The 11444-nt window shown below is 72.0% G+C and carries 11 protein-coding genes; 2 read left to right on the top strand and 9 right to left on the bottom strand.

All coding sequences use genetic code 11. The features are described from left to right. Window positions 1–140: 140 nt before the first annotated feature. The 9 genes from ABT025_RS38235 to ABT025_RS38195 form a co-directional block, all read right to left on the bottom strand. A complete protein-coding gene (locus ABT025_RS38235; RefSeq protein ID WP_351003321.1) occupies window positions 141–857 on the bottom strand; it encodes a hypothetical protein in 717 nt (238 codons plus the stop codon). Then, complete coding sequence (locus ABT025_RS38230) at window positions 854–1432, bottom strand: SigE family RNA polymerase sigma factor (protein ID WP_351003320.1); 579 nt, start codon at window positions 1430–1432, stop codon at window positions 854–856. Before ABT025_RS38230 ends, ABT025_RS38235 begins: the two co-directional genes overlap by 4 nt. Window positions 1433–1672: 240 nt before the next feature. Continuing rightward, on the bottom strand, window positions 1673–3124 hold the full coding sequence (locus tag ABT025_RS38225) for a peptidoglycan D,D-transpeptidase FtsI family protein (protein ID WP_351003318.1): 1452 nt from the start codon (window positions 3122–3124) through the stop codon (window positions 1673–1675). 128 nt (window positions 3125–3252) lie between these two features. Further along, window positions 3253–3912: a response regulator transcription factor gene (locus ABT025_RS38220; RefSeq protein WP_351003316.1), complete on the bottom strand. Its 660-nt coding sequence runs from the start codon at window positions 3910–3912 to the stop codon at window positions 3253–3255. Continuing rightward, window positions 3909–5159 carry a sensor histidine kinase gene (locus tag ABT025_RS38215; RefSeq protein WP_351003315.1) on the bottom strand — a complete coding sequence of 417 codons (1251 nt, stop codon included), beginning with the start codon at window positions 5157–5159 and terminating at the stop codon, window positions 3909–3911. The genes ABT025_RS38220 and ABT025_RS38215 overlap by 4 nt, the downstream gene beginning before the upstream one ends. Beyond that, window positions 5156–6178 carry a hypothetical protein gene (locus ABT025_RS38210; protein WP_351003313.1) on the bottom strand — a complete coding sequence of 341 codons (1023 nt, stop codon included), beginning with the start codon at window positions 6176–6178 and terminating at the stop codon, window positions 5156–5158. The genes ABT025_RS38215 and ABT025_RS38210 overlap by 4 nt, the downstream gene beginning before the upstream one ends. A gap of 92 nt (window positions 6179–6270) precedes the next feature. Further along, complete coding sequence (locus tag ABT025_RS38205) at window positions 6271–7536, bottom strand: phosphatase PAP2 family protein (protein ID WP_351003311.1); 1266 nt, start codon at window positions 7534–7536, stop codon at window positions 6271–6273. 311 nt (window positions 7537–7847) lie between these two features. Beyond that, window positions 7848–8324, bottom strand: coding sequence for a GNAT family N-acetyltransferase (locus ABT025_RS38200; protein WP_351003323.1), 477 nt, complete (start codon window positions 8322–8324; stop codon window positions 7848–7850). Beyond that, a complete protein-coding gene (locus ABT025_RS38195; RefSeq protein ID WP_219569419.1) occupies window positions 8324–9094 on the bottom strand; it encodes an IclR family transcriptional regulator in 771 nt (256 codons plus the stop codon). Before ABT025_RS38195 ends, ABT025_RS38200 begins: the two co-directional genes overlap by 1 nt. A gap of 155 nt (window positions 9095–9249) precedes the next feature. On the opposite strand from ABT025_RS38195, the gene ABT025_RS38190 reads away from it, so the two are divergent. Further along, window positions 9250–10770: an aldehyde dehydrogenase (NADP(+)) gene (locus ABT025_RS38190; RefSeq protein ID WP_351003309.1), complete on the top strand. Its 1521-nt coding sequence runs from the start codon at window positions 9250–9252 to the stop codon at window positions 10768–10770. Further along, on the top strand, window positions 10767–11378 hold the full coding sequence (locus ABT025_RS38185; RefSeq protein ID WP_351003307.1) for a DUF1349 domain-containing protein: 612 nt from the start codon (window positions 10767–10769) through the stop codon (window positions 11376–11378). Before ABT025_RS38190 ends, ABT025_RS38185 begins: the two co-directional genes overlap by 4 nt. Window positions 11379–11444 lie beyond the last annotated feature (66 nt).

The following is an 11444-nucleotide window of genomic DNA, read 5'->3' as shown; positions in this document are numbered from 1 at the left end:
GCTCGGCCTCGAAGGACGCCTTGATCTCGGCACCGACGTGGGGCACCGAGTCGAGGCGGGCACCCGGGTGCCCGTGCGCACGGAGCAACGGACAAGGGCGGCTGCCGGGGTCCGGCGTCTTCCGTCTTCCGTCCGGACGGTCAGTGATCCGGACCGAAGTAGTCTCCCACCGAGGCCCGTTCACCGGAAACGCGGACCGCGTGCGCGGTCAGGTAGTCGCCCCCCGCGTCCCGTTCACCCTCGGCGTGGTTGTACTGTCCCGCGAACGTGTGGGTACCGGCGGGGACGGTCCGGCCCGCCTTCAGCGCCCACCGGTAGACGAGATAGCCGCCGTCCTCCGTCGCCGACACGGTGAAGTCCTTCTCGGGCAACGAGCGCCAGGAACCCGTGCTGTTCACCCCGCCGGTGAGTGCGATCCGCAGCTCCACGGTCAGCGCCGACAGCGGCCGGGTCGTCCGCAGCGTCACATTGCTCTGCGCCCAGTACGCGTTGGAGTGCGGGTCGACGGCGCCGTCCGTCCACAGCGGCCCGTCCTCGGTACGCAACGCCCCGAGACCCGCGGGCGCGGTCGCGGCGGGGGAGGACGCCGGCGGCGCGGCCACCCGCTCCCCGCGCGGTCCGTCGTCCCCGCCGGCGGAGGTGACGGCGACGGCGCCGAACGCCAGCACCCCGCAGACAGCCGCTGTCGCCCCCGCGATCCGCAGCCACGGCGCCGCGGCACGCGGCGGGCGCACCACGCGGGCCGGCCGGCGGCCCTCGGCCATGCCGCGCTCGACCCGGGCCAGCATCCGCTCCCGGTCGGGGCGGTGCGCCTCGGCGGCCTCCCGCAGCCGCACGGACAGCTCCTCGTCCTTCACCGGTCTCCTCCGCTGGGCTGCGCCGCGACGGCCGCCTGGATGTGCGTGGCGGAGGTCTGTGGACCCAGCAGCCGCTGCAGTTCCGCGACGGCACGCGAGGTCTGGCTCTTCACCGTACCCACCGAGATTCCGAGCACCAGAGAGGTGTCCCGCTCCGAGAGGTCGAAAGCGTGCCGCAGCACCACACAGGCACGCTTGCGGAACGGCAGTCTGCGCAGCGCCCCCTGGACGTCGACGACCGCCGACACGTCCGGATCGTCGACCGCTTCCCCGCTGCCGCGCGGCGCCCAGAACAGCGCGATCCGGCGCCGCTCGCGCACCGCACTGCGGATCCGGGTCCTCGCCATGTTGGCGACGACGCCGCGCGCGTACGCCACCGGATGGTCGGCATCCCTGACCCGGTCCCAGCGGTGCCAGAGCGCCAGCAGCGCGTCGGCCGCCAGGTCGTCGGCGGCATCGGCCTCGCCGGTCAGCAGGTGGGCCAGCCGGGCGAGTTCGGCGTAGTGGGCCTCGAAGAACTCATGGAACTCGGCGGCAGCGGCGTTGGCATCGGCATCGTCGATGGATGTGCCCACAGCTGCCTCGTCTCTGCGCTCGAATCCCGGTGCCTGCGTGGTCGGGTTGTGTACGTTCCCAGCCGCTGCCCGCGGCGGGCGGCGGGGCGAGAGCGTACCAGCGCACCACGGAAGCGCTTCGACGCGGGTGCGTAACCAAGTAAGGCGTAACAGGGCGAAAACCTGAAGGGGCCGGGACACGGCGAACGCCCCGGCCTCCCCCGGGAAGAAGGAGGTACCGGGACGTCGCGCGGCTCTCGCCTACCGCTGGAGCGCGGCCTTCATCATCTTCTGGGCGATCGGCGCCGCGAGGCCGTTGCCGCTGACCTCCGACGCCGCCGAGCCCGAGTCCTCCACGATCACGGCGACCGCGACCTCCTGGCCGCTGGAGTCGTCCTTCGCGTACGAGGTGAACCAGGCGTACGGGGTGTTGCTGTTGCCCACACCGTTCTCCGCCGTACCCGTCTTGCCGCCCACCTCGGCCCCGGCGATCCGGGCGTTGGTGCCGGTGCCCTCCTCCACGACGGTCACCATCGCGCTGCGCAGCTGCTCGGCCGTGGACGAGGACACGACCCGCTTCATGTCACCGTCCTCGAAGTCCTCCAGCGTGCCGCCGTCCGCGTCCGTCACCTTGGAGACCATGTGCGGTGCGGCCAGCTCGCCGTCGTTGGCGAGGGCCGCGGAGACCATCGCGATCTGGAGCGGCGTCGCGGTGACCTCGAACTGGCCGATGCCGCTCAGCGCCGTCTGCGCCTTGTCCATCCCGGACGGGTAGACGCTCTGAGAGGCCCGGACCGGCACATCGAGCTTCTCGGTGTTGAAGCCGAACTTCTCCGCCATCGTCCGCACCTTGTCCTGGCCGAGATCGGCGGCGACCTTGCCGAAGACGTTGTTGCAGGAGTACTGGAGCGCCACGCGCAGCGTCGCGTTCTCGCAGGGCGCGGTGGCGCTCTCGTTCCGCAGGACGGTGCTGGTTCCGGGAAGCGTGTAGGGGACGGGGCTCTTCGTGGGCTCGTCGACCGAGCTGTACAGCCCGTTCTCCAGCGCTGCCGATGCCACCACCAGCTTGAACGTCGAACCGGGCGCCAGCGGTTGCCGCATCGCGCGGTTGACCAGCGGCTTCTCCGGGTCGGCGAGCAGTTTCTGCCAGCTGTCGCCGTCCGTCGTCCCACTGATGTCGGAGGGGTCGTAGGACGGGGAGGAGACCATCCCCAGGATCTGCCCGCTCTTCGGGTCGATCGCGACGGCCGCGCCCTTGTCGTCCCCGAGCGCCTCGTACGCCGCCTTCTGGACATCGGGATCGATCGTCGTCAGCACGTTGCCGGGCGTGCTCTGCTCGCCGGTCAGCGCGTTCAGCGGATTCTTCAGCCGGGTGTCGGTGCCGTCCAGCACCTCGCTGTAGATCCCTTCGAGCTGGGTGGAGCCGTAGGCCTGCGAGCCGTAGCCCGTGACGGCCGCGTAGAGGTCACCTTCCTTGTAGGTGCGCTTGTACGCGAGATCGCTGCCCTCCGTCTTCTTCGATCCGGTGACCGGGGAGCCGGCCACGATGATGTCGCCGAGCGGCTGCGCGTACTGCGCGATGGTGTTCCGCCGGTTGTGGTCGTTGTCTGCGAGCGCCCGGGCCTGGTACGCCTGCACCCAGGTCGCACGCCCCAGCAGGGCGAGGACCAGCAGCAGGGAGAAGACCGAGGCGCGCCTGATCGTCTTGTTCATCCCGCTGGAGGGACGAGCGGGACGTCGTACTCCGTTCCCGGTTGTGCCGTTTCTCACCGATTCCTCATCGACCCCGCCGGGGCACGCCGGCTCTCGCCCCGCCCCGCCGCGCCGGTGCCGGCCGCGGGTCAGCCGGGGGTGATGAACCCCGACTCGTACGCCGCGATGACCGCCTGGGTACGGTCCCGGACGCCGGTTTTCGCGAGGACGGCCGCCACATGGCTCTTCACCGTCGCCGGGCCCACCTTCAGCCGGGCGGCGATCTCCGCGTTGGTGAGCCCGCTCGCCATCAGCCGCAGCACGTCCGCCTCCCGGCCGGTGAGCCCGGCCACCCACGGCGGCGCGGCGGACGGCTGCCGCTTCCCGTACGCGACCGCCAGACCCCGTACCGCAGAGGGGAAGAGCAACGAGTCGCTGCGGGCGACCAGCCGTACCGCCTGCACCAGGTCCTCGGCCGCCGCCCGTTTGAGCAGGAAGCCCGACGCCCCGGCGCGCAGCGCCTCGTACACATAGGAATCGTTCTCGAACGTGGTGACGACGACGATGCGGGGGGCCGGGTCGAGCGTGGCCAGGATCTGCTCCGTCGCCCGGATCCCGTCGATCTCCGGCATCCGCACATCCATCAGCACCACATCGGGGCGCAGTGCCCGCACCACGGAGACGGCCTCCGCGCCCGTCGACGCCTCCCCGACGACCTCCAGGCCGGTCTCGGAGTCCAGGATGACCCGCAGGGCGGTACGGACCATGCGTTCGTCGTCCGCGAGGACGACCCGGACCGGTGTGTTCATCGCTGCTCCTGTGCGGGGGAGTGCAGGGGGAGGCGGGCGGTCAGCCGCCACCCGCCGTCGTGCGGTCCGGCCTCGGTCCGGCCGCCGAGCAGTACGGCCCGTTCGGCGATGCCGCGCAGCCCCAGGCCGCCGCCGGGGCGCACCGCCGCCGGCCGTGCGGGCAACGGACTGTCCAGGGCGAGCTCCAGCTCCCCGGTGCGCACCGTGATCCGCAGCCGCAACGGTTCACCGCGCCCGCCGTGCCGCAGCGCGTTGCTCAGCCCTTCCTGCACGATCCGGTACGCCTCGCGCGACACCGCCGCGGGGACCGTGCCCGTGTCGCCGTCGGCGGCGTGCACCACAGGCATCCCGCAGTGCGCCAGCAACCCGTCCAGCGCGTCGAGCCCCGGGCCGGACGGCGCGTCCGGTACCTCGTCGTCCTTGCGCAACAACCCCAGAACGGTGTCGAGTTCACCGACCGTGCGCCGCGTCGTCTCCTCGATCGCGGTCAGCGCGGCCAGGACGAAACCCGGGTCGCTGTCCAGAACCCTGCGGGCCGCGCCCGCCTGGAGGGTGACGGCGCTGAGCGCGTGGCCGACCGAGTCGTGCAGTTCGCGGGCCAGCCGGTTGCGGACCGCCAGTTCGGCCGCGCGGCGCTCGGCGGCGGCCAGCCGGTCGTCGGGGGTCGGGCCCAGCAGCACCGGTGCCCGGTTCGCCAGCAGCGCCCCGGCCGCCGCCGCGCAGCCGGTCAGCGCCACCAGCAACGCGACCCCGGCGAGGGGCGCCAGGGCCAGGACCCAGGACCGGTCCAGCGCCTCGGGCAGGTCCAGCACGGGGGAGTCCCGCACGGACGCGAAGAACGGCAGCCCCATGACGCCCACGGCGAACGGGACCAGTGCCAGCGTCGTACCGCTGATGACACCGCCGAGTCCCACGTGCAGGGTGAACCAGGCCGCCGAACGGATCCGCGCCTGCCGCGTCCTGGCGGGTCCGTCCGCGAGCGGCCGGTCGGGCGGCAGACCGCACAGGGCACGGGCGACGGACACCGAGAGCGGCCGGGCGAGCGGGAGGAGTGCGGTGACCGCGGCCATCGGCAGGGCGTAGGCGAACGCGATCAGCTGGTTGGCCGGCGAGGCGAAGAGCGTGGCTTCGGGACGGTACGTGCCGACGATCACCGTGCCGACCAGGAAGTACGGCATCAGCAGGGCGCCGCCGATGATCAGGTGCAGCCAGCGCCGCCGGGCCCGCCGGCCGAGCAGCGGCGTCACGCCCGCGGGCCCGCCGGCCGCGTCGTGGCCGAGCGCTCCGCCAGGAAGTACGCGCCCAGTGTCATCACCAGCGTCCCGACCAGCATCTGGACAGCGTAGATCAGCACCATGGTGGCAGTGGGCCGATCGGCGATGTCGTCGATGTCGCTCAGCGAGGCGATGCTCATCCAGCCGCCCCAGCAGGCCGTCGCACCGGAGCCGCCCCAGGCCAGGGCGAGCGGCACCCGCAGCGGCAGCGCGGAGTCGCGACGGAAGGCGAGGAGCAGGACTCCGGCGACGGTGACGACGACGAAGAGGGCGTAGACCGCTTCGAGCGCCGCGGAGCCGCTGGTGCGCTCCTCGACCAGGCCCTCGTTGAGGCCGGCCGTCGAGCCGGCGGCCCAGAGCAGATGCAGGGTGCCGGGCACCAGGGCGATCAGTGAGGCGGCGACGGCGGCGGCCCGCAGCGCGGGAGCGGTGGGGCTGTCCGGAAGTTCGCGCAGCGTGCCCTGCCAGAGGTGGCCCCAGCGGTCCCTGGCGTACAGCGCGAACAGGACGCCGAGGGCCAGTCCCTGGAGGATGAAGCCGCCGTAGACGACGCCGAAGACCCACTCGTCCAGGAAGGGGCGGCCCACGTCGCCCTTGTTGACGGTCTTCCCGCCCAGGGCCTGGACCAGCAGCTGGAGCGGATAGCCGGTCATGATCGGCAGCAGCAGGCCGGTCGCCACCCACATCGGCAGGGCGAGCAGCCAGGCCGGGACGCGCCGGCCCCAGGCCCGGGTGAGCAGCAGGGCGATGACCACGACCGCGCTGTCCATCAGGACCGACGCGCCGTTCGCGACAGCCATCGTGGTGCGGTGGTCGAGGAGCGGGCTGCCGTCCGGGATCCCGAGGTGACTGCCGGAGATCCAGGCGGCCTTGAGGGTGATGTAGGGCAGGCAGGAGACGATCGCGACGGTACGCAGCGCGGGGCGGAGACGGCTGGTGACGGGTGGGGCGGCTTCCGGTGCGGGAGCGGGTGCGAGAGGTGTCCGTGTCATGGCACCCACGCTGCCGCTCGGCCGGTCCCGGCGCGTCCTGCCCGGCGACGATCCGTCTCCGCCGTCCGGCGGAGACGGAACGCCGCAGCGGCTCAGACCAGTTCGGGCTGCAGCTCCGGCTGCCGCACCGGTGCGGGCTCCGGGTGGTCCCACTGCCTGGTGGTCCGCACATACGCGTAGATCACCGAGGCCGTTGCCAGCACGAGCAGGGGGCCGAACAGCCACGGATGGGCGGCCATCGGCGTCGACAGACAGCGGGCGGCCACGAGGATCGCGGTGAAGACCGTTGCGCCGTAGGCGACCAGCTGGGTCCCTGACCTGTCCCAGCCGCGTTCCAGCGAGCGCAGGGCCGTCTCGATCGTGACGGTGAAGATCACGCCGGTGATGATGTCGATGCCGTAGTGGTAGCCGAAGCCGAGCGTCGCGGCGAGGGTGGCGATCAGCCAGAACGTTCCCGCGTACCGCAGGAACCGGGGGCCCTTGCGGGAGTGGATGAAGATCGTGGTGGCCCACGCCGTGTGCAGGCTGGGCATGCAGTTGCGCGGGGTGAAGTCGTCGAACGGCATGTGCTGCGGGCCGCTGCGCGGCGGCATCGCGTCGGGCCACAGATTGGCCACGGCCCAGTGGCCGCCGTCGGCGCCGTAGGCGAAGACGGGTCCGACGACCGGGTAGATCATGTAGATGGCCGGTCCGAGGAGGCCGATGACCAGGAACGTGCGCACCAGGTGGTGGGACGGGAAGCGGCGTTCGTCCGCGACGTTGCGCAGCTGGTAGAGCGCGACGACGACCGCGGCCACCGCGAGCTGGGTGTAGACGGAGTTGAGGAAGACCTCACCGAACGAGCCGGTGGACCTGACCAGCCGGCCAACCAGCCACGAGGGGTTGCCCAGTGCGTGGTCGGCGGTCGCCACGTACTGGTCGAGCACCAGCGGGCGGGTCTTGGAGGTGATGAGCAACCAGGTGTCGCCGGTCTTGCGGCCGGTCACCAGCAGCAGGCCCAGCCCGACGCCCTTCAGCAGCAGGAGGCGTTCCTTGCCGGTGCGGCGGGTGACGGCGATGACCGCGCATCCCAGGATCACCCACAGCGCGCCGTTGCCGAAGGGGTGGCCGTGGGTCACCGGCGCGTCGGCCACCCAGCGCACCAGCAGGATGACGAGGTCGATACCGATCGCGGTCCCCAGAGCGATGAACCGCTGCCGCCAGGTGAGTACGACCATCATCAGGCCCATGCTGGCGTACAGCAGGAAACCCGAGGCGGGGGCGACTATCACCTCGCGCGCCTGGCTGGCGATCGGCCCCGGCAGCCCGTAGTGACGCGCGGCGATCTCCAGAGCGACGAGGAATCCGAGGCCCACCACCGCCGCCGTGGCATACAGCGCCGTCCGTGGCCGACGCCGAGTGCCGGGCGTATTTCCGTTGGTTATTCGCGAAAACACCCGCGATGCTATAGGTATCAAGTGTTTGGCCGATTTGTTAGATGTTGGTGGAGTGCGTCATGTCGTGGGGCACTTGTCGCGCCGGGCAGCACGGTTCGCCGGTGAGGGGTGAACGATGAGGTCAATCGCCATGAATTCGAGCATGTTATCGGAGTGGTGTTCGAGACCTCGATGGTCATGGCGAATTGCGCGGCAGGCCGGCCGGCCTGCCGCGCGGGACGTGGCGGCGGTTCTCACCCGGGCAGGGTGAACAGCAGCTCGTCCGTCTCCTCGCCGCGCGCGTGCGCGTAGCCGTGGTCCGTGCCCGTCACGGTGAACCCGCACTTCTCCAGCACCCGCCGCGAGCCGGTGTTGTCGGCCGCGGCGCGCGCGTACAACGGGCGTTCCGGTACGACGTCGAGCAGCGCGCCAAGGGCGGCGGTGGCCAGACCGCGGCCCCAGTGCGCCCGGTCGATCCAGTACGTGACCTGACGGTCGTCCGGCGCCCCGTACGCCCCGGCGCTGCCGACCGCCGCGCCGTCCGCGAGCACCGTGCGCATCACGACGGAGGGGTCCGCCAGGATGCGTGCCCAGTGGGCGTCGAACGCGTGCCGGTCGGTGGGGTCCTCACTGGTGAAGGCGGCCGTGCGGACCGACTCCGGGTCGGACATCCACGCGAAGAACAACGGCAGGTCGACGTCCCGTACCGTGCGCAGCGAGACATCCACGATCAGAGCCTCCGGGTGGCGAGGGTCAGCCGGTCCCGCGCGTCGAACAGTGCGTCCTTGACCATCTGCTCGTGCGCCGGTGTGAGCCGGGCGACCGGCACCGAGCAGCTGATGGCGTCCCGGGCCGGGGTGCGGTACGGGACCGCGACACCGAAGCAGCGCAGCCCCAGGGTGTTCTCCTCGCGGTCCACCGCGTACCCCTGCTCGCGGATCAGGTGCAGCTCCTCGATGAGCTTCTCCCGGTCGGTCAGGGTGTGCTCGGTCAGCGCGGGCAGTGTCTCCGGCAGCATCTTGCGGACCTGCTCGTCGCTGTGGGTGGCCAGCAGCGCCTTGCCGAGGGAGGTGGAGTGCGCGGGCAGCCGGCGGCCGACGCGGGTGAAGGGGCGCAGGTAGTGCTGGGACTGGCGGGTGGCGAGGTAGACCACGTTCGTCCCGTCGAGCCGGGCCAGGTGGATGGTCTCCGTGGTGTCGTCGGAGAGCCGGTCCAGGGTGGGACGGGCGGCCGCGACCACCTCGTCGCCGTCGATGTACGAGGTGCCGACCAGCAGCGCGCGCACCCCGATCCCGTACCGCGTCCCCGTCGCGTCCGTCTCCACCCAGCCCAGCTCGACCAGGGTGCGCAGCAGCATGTAGAGGCTGGACTTGGGGTATCCGACGGCCTCCTGCACCGCGGCGAGCGAGTGCATGCCCGGCCGCCCGGCGAAGTACTCCAGCAACTCCACCGTCCGTACCGCGGACTTGACCTGTGCCCCACCAGACTCGGCAACCGACATCGCCCTACGCCCCTTCCAGCCCACTTACGAAACCCTGTGACTTCTTGCCAACACCGAACGCCCGGAAATAGAGTCGCTTCATATTCACGATCAGGAACTCTGTTCAGAATACCGAACAACTTCTGATGTGTGGCAGTGGAGCGGAAGGAAACACGGTGGCAGCAGCACCAGTCTGGAGCGTCGACCCCCGCACCGGGAACCCGCGTGAGCAGGTTGCGGTGGAGGCTACAGCGGAGGAGGTCGACCGCGCGGTCCGGGCCGCTCACGCCGCACGCGGCTCCCTCGCCGACCGCACCGTGCGCGCCGCGTTCCTGCGCACCGCGGCCGATCTGCTCGCCGAGGCCGGGGAGCACGTCATCGAGGCCGCCGACGCCGAGACGGCGCTCGGTCCGGCCCGGCTGACCGGTGAACTCGCCCGCACCGCCGCCCAGTTGCGCGCATTCGCGGAGGTCGTCGACGAGGGTGCGTACCTCGACATCCACATCGACCACGAGGACGCCACCCGCACCCCTCCGTGGCCCGACCTGCGCCGTTACAAGATCCCGCTCGGCGTCGTCGCCGTCTACGCGGCCAGCAACTTCCCGCTCGCCTTCTCCGTACCGGGCGGCGACACCGCCAGCGCGCTCGCGGCCGGCTGCCCGGTCGTGATCAAGGCGCACCCCGACCACCCCGCGACCTCCGAACTGTGCGCCTCCATCCTGCGCCGGGCCGCGGCGCAGCACGGGCTGCCCGAGGACGTCGTCACCCTGGTGCACGGCTTCGAGGCGGGCGTCGAGCTGGTCAGGCACCCGCTCGTCAGCGCCGCCGGCTTCACCGGCTCCATCCGTGGCGGCCGCGCCCTCTTCGACGCGGCGGCCGCGCGACCGGTACCCATCCCCTTCCACGGCGAGCTCGGCTCCCTCAACCCCGTCGTCGTCACCGAGGCGGCCGCCGCCGAGCGCGGCGAGCAGATCGGCGCGGGGCTCGCGGGCTCGATGACCATGGGCGCGGGCCAGTTCTGCACCAAGCCCGGTTTCGTTCTCGCCCCGACGGGCGAGACGGGCGACCGCATCCTCAAGTCCCTCACCGAGGCGGTCAGTGACACCGAGGCCGGCGTCCTGCTCGACCACCGCATGCGCGAGGCCTTCCTCGCCGGGGTCAGCGAGCGGGCCGCACTCCCGGACGTGGAGGTCCCGGTCACCCCCGGAGCCGGCGGCGAACACACCGTCGCGGCCGGCTTCCTGACCGTACCGGCGCGGCTGCTCGCCACCGAGGGGCCGCACGACGCGCTCCTGGAGGAGTGCTTCGGCCCGGTCACCGTCGTCGCCCGCTACACCTCCGAGGACGAGATCACCGCGGTCCTGTCCCGGCTGCCGGGCAACCTCACCGCCACGCTCCAGATCGCCACCGAGGAAGCCGACGGCAGCGCCGCCGCGCTCCTCGCCGCACTCACCCCGCTGGCCGGACGCGTCCTGGTCAACGGCTGGCCGACCGGCGTCGCCGTCGCACCCGCCCAGCACCACGGCGGCCCCTACCCGGCCACCACCTCCACCTCCACCTCGGTCGGCGCCACCGCGATCGAGCGCTGGCTGCGCCCGGTCAGCTACCAGACCACCCCCGATGCGCTGCTCCCGCCGGAGCTGCGCGAGGACAACCCGCAGGGCCTGCCCCGCCGAGTGAACGGACGACCCGCATGACCCTCCGACTCCCTGAACTCCCCTTCGGCCTGGAGCCGTTCGGCCCCACCGCCGGCTGGAACTACGAGGACGGCGTACTCACCGGCCGCGCCGGCGCCCGGCAGGACCGCTTCGTCCCGCCGGACGGCACCTCCCTCGACACCGAGAGCGACGCGCCCCGGGTCCTGGGCACCGCCCCGGCAGGCGACTTCCAGCTGATCGCCCGGGTGAAGGCGGGCTTCGCCGCCGCCTACGACGCGGGGGTCCTCTACCTCCACGTCGGCGACCGGGAGTGGGCCAAGGTCTGCCTGGAGCTCTCCCCGGACCGTCCCACGATCTGCACGGTCGTCACCCGCGGCCACTCCGACGACGTCAACTCCTTCGTCGTGGACGGCGACACGTACTGGCTGCGGCTGAGCCGCACCGGCAGCGCCTTCGCCTGCCACGCCTCGCCCGACGGCGAGAAGTGGACCTTCGTCCGCGTCTTCGCCCTGGGTGAGCCGGAACGGGCCGCCACCGCATCCATCGGCTTCCTGGCCCAGTCGCCCACGGGCGAGGGCTGTGAGGTCTCCTTCGACCGGATCGAGTTCCGGCCGACGGGGATCGCCGACCTGCGCGACGGCAGCTGACCGGACCACGCACGCCGATGCCCCCGCCCTCCGTGTCCGGTGGGGGGGGGCATCGGCGTGCGTGCC

It is taken from the genome of Streptomyces sp. NPDC002809 (assembly GCF_040295435.1).
Classification (GTDB): domain Bacteria; phylum Actinomycetota; class Actinomycetes; order Streptomycetales; family Streptomycetaceae; genus Streptomyces.
This window is presented reverse-complemented; position numbering and strand designations above follow the sequence as displayed.

What these genes read in the sequence shown, in the direction of transcription:
- ABT025_RS38195 (WP_219569419.1), bottom strand. Translation starts at nt 9,094, where the DNA reads ATGTCGGTTGCCGAGTCTGGTGGGGCACAGGTCAAGTCCGCGGTACGG.
- ABT025_RS38225 (WP_351003318.1), bottom strand. Translation starts at nt 3,124, where the DNA reads ATGAACAAGACGATCAGGCGCGCCTCGGTCTTCTCCCTGCTGCTGGTC.
- ABT025_RS38220 (WP_351003316.1), bottom strand. Translation starts at nt 3,912, where the DNA reads ATGAACACACCGGTCCGGGTCGTCCTCGCGGACGACGAACGCATGGTC.
- ABT025_RS38185 (WP_351003307.1), top strand. Translation starts at nt 10,767, where the DNA reads ATGACCCTCCGACTCCCTGAACTCCCCTTCGGCCTGGAGCCGTTCGGC.
- ABT025_RS38210 (WP_351003313.1), bottom strand. Translation starts at nt 6,178, where the DNA reads ATGACACGGACACCTCTCGCACCCGCTCCCGCACCGGAAGCCGCCCCA.